This is a genomic window from Chitinibacter sp. GC72 (assembly GCF_009760905.1).
Classification (GTDB): Bacteria; Pseudomonadota; Gammaproteobacteria; order Burkholderiales; family Chitinibacteraceae; genus Chitinibacter.
In genome coordinates this window covers 1-16,880 of record NZ_VIRW01000035.1, presented here as the reverse complement: position 1 = coordinate 16,880, position 16,880 = coordinate 1, and the positions used below count along the sequence as shown (strand labels likewise).

General features: G+C 49.0%; 13 protein-coding genes and 1 tRNA gene. All 14 read left to right on the top strand.

What is annotated here, in order from left to right; all coding sequences use genetic code 11:
• A partial coding sequence (tuf, locus tag FLS37_RS16220) for an elongation factor Tu (RefSeq protein ID WP_157671008.1) occupies positions 1-1,126 on the top strand: 1,126 nt, incomplete at its 5' end.
• Between the two features lie 46 nt (positions 1,127-1,172).
• Positions 1,173-1,248, top strand: a tRNA-Trp gene (locus tag FLS37_RS16215).
• Positions 1,249-1,315: 67 nt separating this feature from the next.
• Positions 1,316-1,669, top strand: a complete 354-nt coding sequence (secE, locus tag FLS37_RS16210) for a preprotein translocase subunit SecE (protein ID WP_157671007.1) — start codon at positions 1,316-1,318, stop codon at positions 1,667-1,669.
• 18 nt (positions 1,670-1,687) lie between these two features.
• Positions 1,688-2,221: a transcription termination/antitermination protein NusG gene (gene nusG / locus FLS37_RS16205; protein WP_157671006.1), complete on the top strand. Its 534-nt coding sequence runs from the start codon at positions 1,688-1,690 to the stop codon at positions 2,219-2,221.
• A gap of 96 nt (positions 2,222-2,317) precedes the next feature.
• Positions 2,318-2,749 (top strand): 50S ribosomal protein L11, encoded by a 432-nt coding sequence (rplK, locus tag FLS37_RS16200; protein ID WP_157671005.1) that lies wholly within the window; start codon positions 2,318-2,320, stop codon positions 2,747-2,749.
• A complete protein-coding gene (gene rplA, locus FLS37_RS16195) occupies positions 2,750-3,442 on the top strand; it encodes a 50S ribosomal protein L1 (protein WP_157671004.1) in 693 nt (230 codons plus the stop codon).
• Positions 3,443-3,677: 235 nt separating this feature from the next.
• The gene (rplJ, locus tag FLS37_RS16190) at positions 3,678-4,217 is read left to right on the top strand and encodes a 50S ribosomal protein L10 (protein ID WP_157671003.1); all 540 of its coding nucleotides are present in this window, start codon (positions 3,678-3,680) and stop codon (positions 4,215-4,217) included.
• A 53-nt stretch (positions 4,218-4,270) separates the two neighbouring features.
• On the top strand, positions 4,271-4,645 hold the full coding sequence (gene rplL / locus FLS37_RS16185) for a 50S ribosomal protein L7/L12 (protein ID WP_157671002.1): 375 nt from the start codon (positions 4,271-4,273) through the stop codon (positions 4,643-4,645).
• Between the two features lie 200 nt (positions 4,646-4,845).
• A complete protein-coding gene (gene rpoB, locus FLS37_RS16180) occupies positions 4,846-9,018 on the top strand; it encodes a DNA-directed RNA polymerase subunit beta (RefSeq protein WP_157671009.1) in 4,173 nt (1,390 codons plus the stop codon).
• Positions 9,019-9,102: 84 nt separating this feature from the next.
• The gene (gene rpoC, locus FLS37_RS16175; RefSeq protein ID WP_157671001.1) at positions 9,103-13,326 is read left to right on the top strand and encodes a DNA-directed RNA polymerase subunit beta'; all 4,224 of its coding nucleotides are present in this window, start codon (positions 9,103-9,105) and stop codon (positions 13,324-13,326) included.
• A gap of 180 nt (positions 13,327-13,506) precedes the next feature.
• Complete coding sequence (rpsL, locus tag FLS37_RS16170) at positions 13,507-13,881, top strand: 30S ribosomal protein S12 (protein ID WP_157671000.1); 375 nt, start codon at positions 13,507-13,509, stop codon at positions 13,879-13,881.
• Between the two features lie 111 nt (positions 13,882-13,992).
• A complete protein-coding gene (gene rpsG, locus FLS37_RS16165; protein WP_157670999.1) occupies positions 13,993-14,463 on the top strand; it encodes a 30S ribosomal protein S7 in 471 nt (156 codons plus the stop codon).
• A 27-nt stretch (positions 14,464-14,490) separates the two neighbouring features.
• Positions 14,491-16,587, top strand: a complete 2,097-nt coding sequence (gene fusA / locus FLS37_RS16160) for an elongation factor G (protein ID WP_157670998.1) — start codon at positions 14,491-14,493, stop codon at positions 16,585-16,587.
• Between the two features lie 18 nt (positions 16,588-16,605).
• Positions 16,606-16,880, top strand: a 275-nt coding sequence (locus FLS37_RS16155) for a GTP-binding protein (protein WP_232522649.1), incomplete at its 3' end; no start/stop codon positions are given.

Below are 16,880 nucleotides of genomic sequence, written 5' to 3'. Positions count from 1 at the left end.
CCACGGTAAAACAACCCTGACTGCTGCGATCACGACTGTGTTGACTCGCAAGTTCGGTGGTGAAGCTAAAGACTACTCACAGATCGACAGCGCACCAGAAGAAAAAGCACGTGGTATCACTATTAATACTGCGCACGTTGAGTACGAAACCGAAACTCGCCACTACGCTCACGTAGATTGCCCAGGTCACGCGGATTATGTAAAAAACATGATTACCGGTGCGGCTCAGATGGATGGCGCGGTGTTGGTGGTTTCTGCTGCTGATGGTCCTATGCCACAAACTCGCGAGCACATCCTGTTGTCTCGTCAGGTTGGTGTTCCATACATTATCGTATTCATGAACAAAGCTGACTTGGTTGACGACGCTGAGTTGCTCGAGTTGGTTGAAATGGAAGTTCGTGACCTGTTGTCTAAATATGACTTCCCGGGTGATGACACGCCAATCATTACTGGTTCTGCTCGTGCAGCGCTGGAAGGTGATCAAGGCGAATACGGCGAGCCAGCAATTTTCCGTTTGGCTGAAGCTCTGGATACGTACATTCCTCTGCCAGAGCGTGCAGTTGACGGTACATTCCTGATGCCAGTTGAGGACGTGTTCTCTATTTCTGGTCGTGGTACTGTAGTAACTGGTCGTGTAGAGCGCGGTATTGTTAAAGTGGGTGAAGAGATCGAGATCGTTGGTATTGTTCCAACTATCAAGACGACTTGTACTGGTGTTGAGATGTTCCGCAAATTGCTGGACCAAGGTCAAGCTGGTGACAACATTGGTGCGTTGTTGCGTGGTACTAAGCGTGAAGACGTTCAGCGTGGCCAAGTGTTGGCTAAGCCAGGTTCAATCACGCCGCATACTAAATTCACGTCAGAAATCTACGTTCTGTCGAAAGAAGAAGGTGGCCGTCATACGCCATTCTTCAGTAACTACCGTCCACAATTCTACTTCCGTACAACGGACGTGACTGGCGCGATCGCGCTGCCAGAAGGTACTGAAATGGTAATGCCAGGCGATAACGTATCTATCACTGTAACGTTGATCTGCCCGATCGCGATGGAGCAAGGTCTGCGCTTTGCGATTCGTGAAGGTGGTCGTACGGTAGGTGCTGGTGTTGTTGCTAAAGTTATTGAATAAAATTGTTGCAAAATGATCAAAGCTAGTTTATAGTTTTGGTCTCCCCAGGCGAGTAGCTCAATTGGTAGAGTACCGGTCTCCAAAACCGGGGGTTGCGGGTTCGAAGCCCTCCTCGCCTGCCACATTATCAGCGGAGCCGTTCCAGATCTAATCTGGGGCGGCTTTGTTTTATGGGTCGCCGGAAACGTAATGCAAAGCATAGAACGACTGAAAGTAATGGCAGCTCTGGCCCTCGTGGCTTTGGGTGTTGCCGGTTTTTATTTGGTGCCTGCGGGGCAGTCTTTTGTTGGCTCTCTCTCTGTTGTGGCTGGTTTGCTGGCGGCAGGGGTTGTGCTTTGGTTTAGTGAGTTAGGGCGCTCTTTTGTTGATTATGCCCGTGACTCAGTAAAAGAAGCTCAGAAGGTTGTTTGGCCAAGCAAGAAAGAAACGTGGCAAGTGACTGGCGTTGTGTTCTTGTTTGTAGCTGTGTTAGCCCTGTTTATGTGGGTGGTTGATTCTGGCTTGGCTTGGTTGTTTTACGATATCGTGCTGGGTCGCGGTTAATCAGTCGGGGAATCGAGCATGGCAATGCGTTGGTATGTAGTTCACGCGTACTCGGGCTTTGAAAAAAGCGTGCAGAAAGCGTTGATCGAGAAAATTGGTCGCCTGGAGATGGGGCATCTGTTTGGTCAGATTCTGGTTCCAGTCGAAGAAGTAATGGAAGTCAAAGCCGGTCGCAAGGCGTTAACTGAGCGAAAATTCTATCCAGGTTATGTTTTTGTCGAAATGGATATGACTGACGATAGTTGGCATTTGGTGAAAAGCACGCCAAAAGTAACTGGTTTTATTGGGGGCTCCGGCACCAAGCCGATGCCGATTCCAGTAAAAGAAGTCGAGCGTATGATGCAGCAGGTGCAAGACGGAGCTGATAAGCCTCGTCACAAAGTCCTGTTTGAAGTTGGCGAGACTCTGCGGGTTACTGATGGCCCGTTTGCTGATTTTACTGCGACCGTACAAGACGTTGATTATGACAAAAACCGCTTGAAAGTGACTGTGTCGATCTTTGGTCGTGCAACACCAGTGGATTTGGAATTCTCGCAGGTTGAAAAAACCTAATCTGCGTGTAGAGGCGTTGGCACTTTGGTGCTGGCGTTATTGGTAGGGGAGCTAGCTGTTCTGGTTAGCGTTTGACCCATTTTTAGGAGTAGTACTGTGGCAAAAAAAATCATTGGCTACATCAAGCTGCAAGTGCCAGCTGGTAAAGCAAATCCATCGCCTCCAATTGGTCCAGCACTGGGTCAGCGCGGCTTGAATATCATGGAATTTTGTAAAGCGTTCAACGCTGCAACTCAAGGCGTTGAGCCAGGCTTGCCAATTCCAGTTGTGATTACTGCCTTTGCAGACAAATCATTCACCTTCGTAATGAAATCGCCTCCAGCAACAATCTTGCTGAAAAAAGCGGCAGGCATTACTAAAGGCTCACCAAAGCCACATACCGATAAAGTAGGTAAAGTGACTCGCGCTCAACTCGAAGAAATCGTAAAAACCAAGCAAGCTGATTTGACTGGTGGCGATTTGGATGCTGCTGTTCGTACGATTGCTGGTTCAGCTCGTTCGATTGGTATCGAAGTGGAGGGCGTGTAAATGGCTAAGGTTTCTAAACGTCTTGCAGCATTGCGCGCAACTGTTGATAGCAACAAACTGTACGCAATCGACGAAGCAATTGCTTTGGTAAAGGGTGCAGCTACTGCCAAATTCAACGAATCTATCGACGTTTCGTTCAATTTGGGTGTTGACCCACGTAAATCTGATCAGGTTGTTCGTGGCGCTGTAGTTTTGCCAAAAGGTACCGGTAAATCAGTGCGTGTTGCTGTGTTTACACAAGGCGCTAATGCAGAAGCGGCCAAAGCTGCTGGTGCAGATGTTGTTGGTTTCGAAGATCTGGCTGAGCAAGTTAAAGCTGGCAATATGGATTTTGACGTAGTTATTGCGTCTCCAGATGCTATGCGTATCGTTGGTACTTTGGGTCAAATCCTTGGCCCACGCGGCCTGATGCCAAATCCTAAAGTAGGTACTGTTACACCTAACGTTGCTGAAGCGGTTAAAAATGCTAAAGCAGGTCAGGTTCAATACCGTACTGACAAAGGCGGTATCGTTCACGCTACGCTGGGTCGCGCTTCTTTTGAGGCTGCTGATCTGCGCGAGAACTTGGCAGCTCTGGTTGATGCTTTGCAAAAAGCCAAGCCAGCAAGCTCAAAAGGCGTGTACTTCAAGAAAATCGCAGTTTCAAGCACGATGGGCTTGGGTGTTCGCGTAGACACTTCGTCCGTCCTGTAATCTGACTTTGGGCTGGAGCACTGATTTGTACTGGTGCTTCAGATAGTCAAAGACCGTAGGTGCCAGCCTTAGGCTGACTTAATCAAGGTGCCCAAACACCAGCCTACGCAGACGGTGCTCCCAATGCAGGCTTCTCACTGAACATTCTCGTTTGGTAAAAGTCTCCTGAATATTGGTCGCCGTTTGATTGGGTGGCATGTGAAAACATGCTGAACTTAACTAATGGAGGTTGACCTTGAGTCTAAATCTTGACGACAAAAAAGCGGTAGTGGCTGAGATTGCAGCAGTAGTTGCAAATGCTCAAACCATCGTGATCGCTGAATATCGTGGTATCGAGGTTTCCAGCATGACTGAACTGCGCAAACAAGCGCGTGAGTCAGGCGTTTACCTGCGTGTTTTGAAAAACACGCTGGCACGTCGTGCGGTACAAGGAACTCCGTTTGCCGAACTGGCTGACCAAATGGTCGGTCCTTTGGTTTACGGTATTTCCGAAGACCCAGTTGCTGCTGCTAAGTTGCTGCACACATTCGCGAAAAAAGACGACAAAATCGTTCTGAAAGCGGGTTCTTATGATGGCAAAGTTATGGATGCTGCAGCAGTTGCTGCCTTGGCATCAGTACCAAGCCGCGAAGAATTGCTCTCGAAACTTCTCTACGTTATGCAAGCTCCGGTGGCTGGCTTTGTCCGCGGCCTGGCAGCTCTGGCAGAGAAGAAAGGCGAGGGCTCAGCCGCTCCTGCAGCCGAAGCGGCTCCAGCAGAAGCGACAGAAGCTTAATTTTTCGTATCTAAATTGTATTAATCAGATAAGATTTTCAGGAGTATTAACAAATGGCCGTATCTAAAGAAGATATCCTTGACGCAGTAGGTGCTTTGACTGTTCTGGAACTGAATGACTTGGTAAAAGCATTCGAAGAAAAATTTGGTGTTTCTGCTGCTGCTGTTGCAGTTGCTGGCCCAGCTGCTGGCGGCGCTGCTGCTGCTGCTGAAGAAAAAACTGAATTCGACGTTATCCTGACTGGCGCTGGTGCTCAGAAAGTTGGCGTGATCAAAGTTGTTCGTGAAGTAACTGGTCTGGGCTTGAAAGAAGCTAAAGACTTGGTTGACGGCGCACCAAAACCAGTTAAAGAAGGCGTTTCTAAAGCTGACGCTGACGCTATCGCTAAGAAATTGATCGAAGCTGGCGCAACTGCTGAAGTTAAGTAATCTTTAGCTAGCTAAGTAGTACAGGCAGACGGAGCAATCCGTCTGCCCTTTTGCGTTTGTATACTGCGGCTTGCTTACAAGAGCAATCTGAAAGTAAGTCTAGAATTTGCAGCAGACAAACCAGAAACCGCTCACAACTTATTGTTAGCGGGCGTTTTGCGGTTTGTCCATTGCGCCCCACCCATGGAGAGTTTATGAGTATGAAATACTCGTTCACTGAGAAGAAACGCATTCGCAAGAGTTTTGCGAAGCGGGCAAGTGTCCTTGAAGTGCCGTTTCTGTTGGCTACTCAGATCGACTCTTATTCCGAATACCTGCAACTAGGTGTGCCTATCGAGGCTCGCCGTGAAATTGGTTTGCAGGCTGCGTTTAACTCAATTTTCCCGATTGTTTCGCACAACGAATATGCACGCCTTGAGTTTGTGCACTACTCATTGGGCGAACCTGCCTTTGACGTGAAAGAGTGTCAGCAACGTGGTATTACGTTTGCTGCGCCTTTGCGCGCCCGTGTTCGTTTGGTGATTATGGATCGTGAATCCTCAAAGCCAACGATCAAGGAAGTGAAAGAGCAGGACGTTTACTTCGGTGAAATTCCGTTGATGACTCGTAACGGCTCGTTCGTAATTAACGGTACCGAGCGTGTGATCGTGTCTCAGTTGCACCGTTCTCCGGGTGTGTTCTTTGAGCATGACAAGGGTAAAACCCATAGCTCAGGCAAATTGTTGTTCTCGGCTCGGATTATTCCTTACCGTGGTTCATGGTTGGATTTCGAGTTCGATCCGAAAGATTTGTTGTTCTTCCGTATCGACCGCCGTCGCAAAATGCCGGTGTCTATTTTGCTTAAAGCACTGGGGTATACGCCTGAACAGATTCTGGCTGAATTCTTTGACACAGATACCTTCTACCTCACAGAAGATGGTGTGTTCTGGCATCTGCAGTCTGATCGCTTGCGTGGCGAAGTGGCCAAGTTTGATATCGTTGCTGACGATGGCAAAGTTCTGGCACAAAAAGACAAACGTATCACGGCCAAAACGATTCGTGATATCAACAATGCCGGCATGACGCGTGTTCAAGTTCCGCTTGATTACACCTATGGCCGTGTGTTGGCGAAAGATGTCATTAGCCCGGAAACGGGTGAAGTAGTCGCTAAAGCCAATGAAGAGATTACTGAAGACTTGCTGGTGAAGTTGGATGCCAACGAAGTGAAAGAAATCACCACGTTGTATATCAATGACCTCGACCAAGGTGGCTTCATTTCTTCGACGTTGCGCACCGATGATACGCAAGATCAATGGCAAGCTCGCGTTGCGATCTATCGCATGATGCGTCCAGGCGAGCCACCGACTGAAGATGCGGTACAAGCTTTGTTCAATGGCTTGTTCTTCTCTGAAGATCGTTACGATCTGTCAGCAGTTGGTCGTATGAAATTTAACAGCCGTGCTTATCCAGACCGTCTGGATGAAAAAGCGCCAGGCTGGCAGCGTCGTTTCTACGAGCGCGTTGGCGGCAAAGGCATTACTGGCCCAGGCATCTTGTCGACTGAAGACATCATTGCCGTGATTGGTATCTTGCTTGAGCTACGCAATAGCCGTGGCGAAGTCGATGACATCGATCACTTGGGTAACCGTCGTGTACGTTCGGTCGGCGAGCTGGCTGAAAACCAATTCCGCGCTGGTTTAGTACGTGTTGAGCGCGCAGTGAAAGAGCGTCTGTCACAAGCTGAATCTGACAATTTGATGCCGCATGACTTGATCAATGCGAAGCCAGTGTCAGCAGCAGTGAAAGAGTTCTTCGGCTCATCTCAGCTGTCACAGTTTATGGATCAAACCAACCCATTGTCTGAAATCACGCACAAACGCCGTGTATCAGCCTTGGGTCCTGGCGGTTTGACGCGTGAGCGCGCTGGCTTTGAGGTTCGTGACGTACACCCAACGCACTATGGTCGTGTTTGTCCGATTGAGACACCAGAGGGTCCAAACATCGGTTTGATTAACTCATTGTCTTGCTACGCACGCACCAATGAGTACGGTTTCCTTGAAACGCCATACCGCAAAGTGGTTGACGGCAAGGTAACTGCTGAAATCGAATACCTGTCTGCGATTCAGGAAGGTAAATACGTTATTGCTCAGGCCAATGCCCAGACTGATGACGAGAACAATCTGACTGACGAATTGGTAACGTGCCGTGAAGCAGGCGAGACCATCGTTGCAACGCCAGATCGCGTTCAGTTTATGGACGTAGCGCCAAGCCAGATCGTATCGGTCGCAGCTTCATTGATTCCGTTCCTGGAGCACGATGACGCCAACCGTGCCTTGATGGGTGCCAACATGCAGCGCCAGGCAGTACCTTGCTTGCGCGCAGAAAAACCATTCGTGGGTACCGGTATCGAGCGCACGTGTGCGACTGACTCGGGTACTGCGGTAACTGCCTTGCGCGGCGGTGTAGTTGATTATGTTGACGCAACGCGGATCGTCGTTCGTGTCAACAATGACGAAGTGATCGCGGGAGAAGCCGGTGTAGATATCTACAACTTGGTTAAATTCACGCGTTCTAATCAGAACACCAACACCAATCAGCGTCCAATCGTGAAGAAAGGTGATTTGCTGGCTAAGGGTGATGTGGTTGCTGACGGCGCGTCAACCGATCTGGGTGAACTGGCTTTGGGTCAAAACATGACCATCGCCTTCATGCCTTGGAATGGTTACAACTTCGAGGATTCGATTTTGATTTCCGAGAAGGTCATTGCTGATGATCGTTACACTTCGATCCACATCGAAGAGTTGAACGTGATGGCGCGTGACACCAAACTGGGCCCTGAAGAAATTACCCGCGATATTTCAAACTTGTCAGAGCGTATGCTCGGCCGTTTGGATGACGCTGGTGTGGTTTATATCGGTGCTGAAGTTGAAGCTGGCGACGTTCTGGTTGGTAAGGTAACGCCTAAAGGCGAAACGCAACTGACGCCAGAAGAGAAGCTGCTGCGTGCGATTTTCGGTGAAAAAGCGTCTGACGTTAAAGATACTTCGCTGCGCGTGCCTTCAGGCATGACCGGTACGGTGATCGACGTTCAAGTGTTTACCCGTGAAGGGATTGAGCGCGATAAACGTGCTCAAGCGATTATCGAAGAGCAATTGCGTCGCTATCGCCAAGACTTGAATGACCAGTTGCGTATCGTTGAAGCCGACTTGTTCAAGCGTATTGAAGAAATGTTGGTCGGCAAAGTTGCCAATGGCGGCCCTAAAAAGCTGGCTAAGGGCGCAACCGTAACAACTGAATACCTGGCAGATTTGCCAAGCAAGCACGACTGGTTCGATATTCGTTTGTCGGACGAAGAAAGCGCGCGTCAGCTTGAAGCGAATAAAGACCTGATCGCTCAGACTAAAGCTGAGTTTGAACTGCGCTTTGAAGATAAAAAACGTAAATTGACGCAAGGTGACGAGTTGCCACCAGGCGTAATCAAAATGGTTAAAGTTTACGTTGCAGTGAAACGTCGACTGCAGCCAGGCGATAAGATGGCCGGTCGTCACGGTAACAAGGGTGTGGTATCGAAGATCCTGCCAGTTGAAGACTTGCCACATATGGCCGACGGTACGCCAGTAGACATCGTGTTGAACCCATTGGGCGTTCCATCACGTATGAATATTGGTCAGATCTTGGAAGTCCACCTCGGTTGGGCGGCAAAAGGGATTGGCCAACGCATTAATGCGATGTTGCGTGAACAGCAAAACACTGCCGAAGTGCGCGCTTACCTTGAGAAGATCTACAACACCAATGGCAAGTCAGAAGACATCGCAGGCCTGGATGATGGCGAAGTGTTGGAGTTGGCCAAAGGTTTGAGCACCGGCATGACGTTTGCCAGCCCGGTATTTGACGGTGCGAAAGAAAGCGAAATCCGTGAAATGCTCGATCTGGCTTATCCGGATGCGGATGCACGCACGCAGCAACTGGCGTTTAACTCAAGCAAAACCCAGATGCAGCTGTTTGATGGCCGCACGGGTGAGCCGTTTGAACGTAAAGTCACTGTGGGTGTGATGCATTACTTGAAACTTCACCACTTGGTGGACGACAAGATGCACGCGCGTTCGACCGGTCCTTATTCTCTCGTTACGCAGCAGCCATTGGGCGGTAAAGCTCAGTTCGGTGGCCAGCGTTTCGGTGAGATGGAGGTTTGGGCACTGGAAGCTTACGGCGCAGCGTACACCTTGCAAGAGATGTTGACTGTGAAGTCCGACGACGTAAATGGTCGTACCAAAGTATACGAAAACATTGTGAAGGGTGATCACCGCATTGATGCTGGCATGCCAGAGTCATTCAATGTATTGGTTAAGGAAATCCGCTCGCTCGGTATCGATATCGATCTGGAAACCTATTGATTGCTGTGAGGTATAGGGCTGCAGGCCAGATTTGATCTGGGTTTGCAGCCAATACCCTGATTGCCCTCACTGGAGAATATTGGAATGAAAGGCTTACTCGAACTCTTCAAGCAAGTCGCACAAGACGAAGAATTTGACGCGATTAAAATCGGGCTCGCATCGCCTGAGAAAATCCGTTCTTGGTCTTTTGGCGAAGTGAAGAAGCCAGAAACCATCAACTATCGTACGTTCAAGCCTGAGCGTGATGGTCTATTTTGTGCTCGTATTTTTGGCCCAATTAAAGATTACGAATGTCTGTGCGGTAAGTACAAACGTCTGAAACACCGTGGCGTGATTTGTGAAAAATGTGGCGTTGAAGTGACTTTGTCAAAAGTGCGTCGCGAACGCATGGGTCACATTGAGCTGGCTAGCCCGGTTGCGCACATCTGGTTCCTGAAATCACTACCATCTCGTTTGGGTATGGTATTGGATATCGCTTTGCGCGATATCGAGCGCGTTTTGTATTTCGAAGCGTTCATCGTGATCGAGCCAGGCATGACGCCGCTACAACGTGGTCAGTTGTTGACTGAAGAAGATTACTTCTCGAAAGTCGAAGAATACGGCGACGAATTTGTAGCGATGATGGGCGCGGAAGCGGTTCGCGAATTGCTTAAATCGATGGACGTTGATCAAGAGATCAGCCGCCTGCGTTCTGAGTTGGAAAGCACCGGCTCAGAAACCAAAATCAAGAAAATCGCTAAACGCTTGAAAGTGCTGGAAGCATTTGAGCGTTCAGGCATCAAGCCTGAGTGGATGATTCTGGAAGTGTTGCCAGTCTTGCCACCCGAATTGCGCCCATTGGTGCCATTGGATGGCGGTCGTTTCGCGACTTCCGATCTGAATGATCTGTATCGCCGCGTGATTAACCGTAATAACCGTCTGAAACGTCTGCTTGAATTGCGTGCGCCTGAAATCATCGTGCGCAACGAAAAGCGTATGTTGCAAGAGTCGGTAGACTCGCTGCTCGATAACGGCCGTCGCGGTAAAGCGATGACTGGCGCGAACAAGCGTCCGCTGAAATCTCTGGCAGACATGATCAAAGGTAAGGGCGGTCGCTTCCGTCAGAACTTGCTGGGTAAACGTGTTGACTACTCAGGTCGTTCGGTAATTACCGTAGGTCCTACTTTGCGTCTGCATCAGTGCGGTCTGCCAAAGTTGATGGCACTCGAATTGTTCAAGCCGTTCATTTTCCACAAATTGGAAGTGATGGGCTTGGCGACGACGATTAAAGCCGCTAAGAAAATGGTGGAAAGCCAAGAGCCAGTAGTTTGGGATATCTTGGAGGACGTGATTCGCGAGCATCCAGTACTGCTGAACCGTGCACCAACGCTGCACCGCTTGGGTATTCAAGCTTTTGAACCGACTCTGATCGAAGGTAAAGCGATCCAGTTGCACCCACTCGTTTGTGCGGCATTCAATGCCGACTTCGACGGTGACCAGATGGCGGTTCACGTTCCATTGTCGCTCGAAGCGCAAATGGAAGCGCGTACGCTGATGTTGGCGTCGAACAACGTATTGGCACCAGCCAATGGCGAGCCAATTATTGTTCCGTCGCAGGATATCGTATTGGGTCTGTACTACATGACCCGCGAAGCGAAGTACGCCAAAGGCGAGCGTTTGAATGACGATGGTCAGCGTCTGACTATCTTCTCTAACGTGTCTGAAGCTTTGCGTGCTTACGCCAATAAAGATGTGACGTTGCAAACTCGCGTTTCAATTCGCCTGAAAGAATGGTTCAAGAATGAATCTGGCGAATGGGAAAGCAAGATGGTTCGTCGTGACACGACTGTGGGTCGTGCGATCTTGTCTGAAATCCTGCCAAAAGGTCTGGATTTCTCGCATATCGACAAGTCATTGAAGAAAAAAGAAATCGGTAAATTGATCAATGCATCATTCCGCCGTTGCGGTTTGAAAGATACGGTCGTATTTGCTGACCAACTGATGTACACCGGCTTCTCGTACTCTACGCGTGGCGGTATCTCGATTTGCGTCGATGATATGCTGGTTCCTGCGAAGAAAGTTGAGTTGCTGGCGGCAGCCCAATCTGAAGTGAAAGAGATCGAGCAGCAGTACAGCTCGGGTCTGGTAACTCAGGGTGAGCGCTACAATAAGGTTGTCGATATCTGGGGTCGTGCCGGTGATCAGATCGCTAAGGCGATGATGGATCAACTGGGTAAAGAGCCAGTACTTGACGCCAATGGCAAGCAAGACGAACAAGAGTCGTTCAACTCGATTTACATGATGGCAGACTCGGGTGCCCGTGGTTCTGCTGCTCAGATTCGTCAGTTGGCTGGTATGCGTGGTCTGATGGCCAAGCCGGATGGCTCGATTATCGAAATGCCGATTACGACCAACTTCCGTGAAGGTCTGACGGTACTGCAGTACTTCATTTCAACGCACGGTGCGCGTAAAGGTCTGGCCGATACGGCATTGAAGACAGCGAACTCGGGTTACCTGACTCGTCGTCTGGTCGATGTGACGCAAGACCTGGTTGTCATCGAAGATGATTGCGGCACGAAAAACGGCGTGGCAATGAAAGCCGTTGTTCAAGGTGGTGACGTAGTTGAAGCCTTGCGTGAGCGTATCTTGGGTCGCGTAGTCGTTAAAGACGTGGTTGACCCATCGTCACAGGAAACACTGTTTGAGGCCGGCTACCTGCTCAATGAAGACGCGGTAGATGAAATCGAACTGCGTGGTGTTGATGAGGTGGTTGTACGTACTCCGCTGTCATGCGAAACCCGTTACGGTCTATGTGCTAAGTGTTATGGTCGCGATTTGGGCCGTGGTCACTTGGTGAATAGTGGTGAAGCAGTGGGTGTGATTGCTGCTCAGTCGATCGGTGAGCCTGGTACTCAGTTGACGATGCGTACGTTCCACATCGGTGGTGCGGCGTCTCGAGCTGCAGCGGCCAATCAGGTTGAAGCTAAATCTAGCGGTAATATCGCTTACAGCTCCAACATGCGCTATGTGACCAATGCGAAGGGTGAGCCTGTTGTGATCGCTCGTTCGGCTGAAGTGCTGATCTTGGATGACAATGGCCGTGAACGCGAAACTCACAAAGTGCCTTATGGTGCAACGCTGACGGTAAAAGACGGCGATGTGATCAAGGCTGGTACTGTGCTGGGTACGTGGGACCCTCACTCACGTCCAATCATCACTGAGTACTCAGGTACTGTGAAGTTTGAAAACGTTGAAGAAGGCATGACCGTTGTTAAGCAAGTCGATGATGTAACAGGCTTGTCAACCTTGGTAGTTATTGCTTCTAAAGCCAAAGTGACTTCAAGCAAAGGCTTGCGTCCGTTAGTGAAATTGATTGATGAATTTGGTAATGAAATGAAACTGGCAGGTACTGATACGCCAGTGACAATTTCGTTCCAGGTTGGCTCGATCATTACAGTGAAAGATGGTCAGCAAGTGGGTGTGGGTGATGTATTGGCTCGTATCCCACAAGAGTCAGCGAAAACGCGCGATATTACCGGTGGTCTGCCACGCGTTGCCGAGTTGTTTGAAGCTCGCTCGCCAAAAGATGCGGGTATGTTGGCCGAAGTAACTGGTACGGCTAGCTTTGGTAAAGATACCAAAGGTAAGCAACGTCTGGTGCTGACTGATCTTGAAGGCGTAGCCCACGAATATCTGATCTCCAAAGACAAGCATGTGATGGTGCATGATGGTCAGGTGGTGAATCGTGGTGAAACGATTGTTGATGGACCGATTGATCCGCACGATATCTTGCGTTTGCAAGGCATTGAAGCTTTGGCACGTTATATCGTTCATGAAGTGCAAGAGGTTTATCGCTTGCAGGGTGTGAAGATTAATGACAAGCACATTGAAGTGATTGTGCGTCAGATGTTACGTCGTGTGGTGATTTCAGATTCAGGTGGCTCTGACTTCATCTTGGGTGAGCAGGTAGAACGTGCTGAAGTGTTGATTGCAAACGACAAGTTGGCTGCTGAAGGCAAAGAGTTGGCCAAGTACGACAATATTCTGCTGGGTATTACGAAGGCATCGTTGTCGACCGATTCGTTTATTTCAGCCGCTTCTTTCCAGGAAACAACTCGCGTTCTGACCGAAGCTGCGATTATGGGTAAAGTCGATGATCTGCGTGGTTTGAAAGAAAACGTGATCGTTGGTCGATTGATTCCAGCTGGTACAGGTTTGGCTTACCACAAAAATCGTAAGCGTTTGCAGAGTAAGGTTGAATCGTTGTTGCCTTTTGCCGAAGTTGCCGCCGAAGTGATGGCCGAATCTTCGGGAGAGGTGTCGGAGTAATTAGTGGAGGCTGACTTTTGTCGGTTTCCATTGACTCCAATGCTTTGATTTCCTTATAATTCAAAGTCTTTTGCTGCGGGAAGCGAAATAAATCGCTTCCCGCAGTGTTTCCATTGGGGAAACTTATAGCCTGCCTGGTGTTCAGGTCGGTTTTTTTTAACGTGGTAGGATGTTAAAACAATGCCAACTATCAACCAACTCGTCCGTAAAGGCCGTGTTGCGGAAACTTTCAAGAGCAAAGTACCAGCTCTGGAAGCTTGCCCGCAAAAACGTGGTGTATGCACTCGTGTATATACAACCACTCCAAAAAAACCAAACTCTGCCTTGCGTAAAGTTTGTAAAGTTCGCTTGACCAACGGTTTCGAAGTGATTTCGTATATCGGTGGTGAAGGGCATAACTTGCAAGAGCACAGCGTTGTGCTGATTCGCGGTGGTCGTGTTAAAGACTTGCCAGGTGTTCGCTATCACTGCGTGCGCGGCTCTCTTGACTTGGCTGGCGTGAAAAATCGTAAGCAATCTCGCTCTAAGTACGGTGCTAAACGTCCTAAGGCGTAATTGGTGCAGTCTGTGCGGCAGCGCAGAGCAAAAGCTGTCAAGTAAGTGGCCGTCCCATTGGGCGTCCCAGGGGTTAGCCCCCAACTGAATGTCACATTAAGGAAGTAAATTATGCCAAGACGCAGAGAAGTACCGAAACGCGACGTCTTGCCGGATCCAAAGTTCGGCAGTACAGAGCTCGCGAAATTCATGAACGTGGTTATGCTTGATGGCAAGAAAGCCGTTGCAGAGCGCATTGTTTATGGTGCATTGGCCCAGATCGAGAAAAAGACGGGTAAAGATGCAGTAGAAATTTTCAACACGGCAATTGGCAATGTTAAGCCAGCTGTTGAGGTTAAAAGCCGTCGTGTCGGTGGTGCTAACTACCAGGTACCAGTAGAAGTACGCCCAAGTCGTCGTCTGGCATTGGCGATGCGTTGGGTCCGCGAAGCGGCGCGCAAGCGTGGTGAAAAATCGATGGATCTGCGTCTGGCAGGTGAGCTTCTTGATGCTGCTGAAGGCCGTGGCGGCGCAATGAAAAAACGCGATGAAGTACATCGTATGGCTGATGCAAACAAAGCGTTTGCTCACTTCCGCTTCTAATTGCGTACTCCGAATAAGGATTAAGCCGTGGCACGTAAAACCCCTATTGAGCGCTACCGTAATATCGGTATTTCAGCTCATATCGATGCAGGTAAGACTACTACGACTGAACGCGTTCTGTTCTACACCGGTGTAAATCACAAGATTGGTGAAGTTCATGATGGCGCAGCCACTATGGACTGGATGGAGCAAGAGCAGGAACGTGGTATTACCATTACTTCTGCAGCGACGACGACCTTCTGGAAAGGTATGTCACTGCAGTTTCCTGAGCATTTGATTAACATCATCGATACACCAGGGCACGTTGACTTCACGATTGAAGTTGAGCGCTCTATGCGTGTATTGGATGGTGCTTGTATGGTTTATTGTGCTGTAGGTGGTGTTCAGCCTCAGTCGGAAACCGTATGGCGTCAAGCTAATAAGTATAAAGTGCCGCGTTTGGCATTTGTGAATAAGATGGACCGTTCCGGCGCCAACTTCTTCCGTGCTGTTGAGCAAATGAAATTGCGCCTGAAAGCGAATCCCGTGCCTGTAGTTATTCCTATTGGCGCTGAAGATAAGTTTGAAGGTGTTGTTGATCTGCTGAAAATGAAAGCGATCATCTGGGATGAGGCATCTCAGGGTATGAAGTTTGAGTACGGCGATATTCCAGCTGATTTGGTATCTGTTGCTCAAGAATGGCGCGAAAAAATGGTTGAAACTGCTGCTGAAGCCAGTGAAGACCTGATGAACAAATATCTTGAAACAGGCGAGTTGTCTGAAGAAGAAATTGTTGCTGCTATCCGTACTCGCACGCTTGCTTGTGAAATTCAGCCAGTATTGTGTGGTTCTGCCTTTAAAAATAAAGGTGTTCAGCGCATGTTGGACGCGGTAATTGAATTCTTGCCATCGCCAATTGATATTGATGATGTGAAGGGTGTTGATGATCGCGAAGCTGAAGATTCACGTCCTGCTAGTGATGATGCGCCATTCTCTGCGTTGGCATTTAAATTGATGAATGACCCGTACGTTGGTCAATTGACATTCTTCCGCGTTTACTCGGGTGTACTGAAGTCTGGAGACTCGGTTCTGAACTCGGTTAAAGACAAGAAAGAGCGTATCGGTCGTTTGGTGCAAATGCATGCAAATGATCGTAAAGAGATCGAAGAAGTTCGTGCTGGCGACATCGCTGCTGCGATTGGTTTGAAAGACGTAACGACTGGTGAGACTCTGTGTGATCTGGATAAAGTTATTATCCTTGAGCGCATGGTATTCCCTGAGCCAGTAATTCACGTTGCTGTTGAGCCAAAAACTAAAGCTGACCAAGAAAAAATGGGTCTGGCTTTGGGTCGCTTGGCGAAGGAAGATCCTTCTTTCCGCGTTCGTACTGACGAAGAGACTGGTCAGACCATTATGTCTGGTATGGGTGAGTTGCACCTCGAGATCTTGGTTGATCGTATGAAGCGTGAGTTTGGTGTTGAAGCTAACGTAGGTGCGCCACAAGTAGCCTATCGTGAGACGATTACCCAAATCGCAGCGGATGTTCAAGGTAAGCATGCCAAACAGTCTGGTGGTAAGGGTCAGTACGGTGATTGTACGATCACGATCGAACCGGCTGGTGAAGGCAATGGCTATAGCTTTGTTGACGAAATTAAAGGTGGTGTAATTCCTCGTGAATTCATCCCGTCGGTTGATAAAGGTATTCAAAATACGCTGAAGTCTGGCGTGTTGGCTGGCTTCCCTGTGGTTGACGTTAAGGTTCGTTTGACGTTCGGTTCGTACCATGATGTTGACTCTTCGCAAATTGCGTTTGAGTTGGCGGGTTCGTTGGCGTTTAAAGAAGCGATGCGTCGTGCGGGTCCGGTAATTCTTGAGCCTATGATGGCCGTAGAAATCGAGACGCCAGAAGACTACATGGGCGACATCATGGGTGATATTTCATCTCGTCGCGGCATTTTGCAAGGTATGGATGATAATCCTGCTGGCGGCAAAATGGTTAAAGCCGAAGTTCCATTGTCTGAGATGTTTGGTTACTCGACTACTTTGCGTTCAATGTCGCAAGGTCGCGCTACTTACTCTATGGAATTTAAGCACTATTCGATCGCGCCTAAGCACATAGCTGACGCAATCATGGCTAAAAAATAATTTAAAGGAATTTGAAGAATGGCTAAAGAAAAGTTTACGCGGACCAAGCCGCACGTTAACGTTGGTACAATCGGTCACGTTGACCACGGTAAAACAACCCTGACTGCTGCGATCACGACTGTGTTGACTCGCAAGTTCGGTGGTGAAGCTAAAGACTACTCACAGATCGACAGCGCACCAGAAGAAAAAGCACGTGGTATCACTATTAATACTGCGCACGTTGAGTACGAAACCGAAACTCGCCACTACGCTCACGTAGATTGCCCAGGTCACGCGGATTATGTAAAAAACAT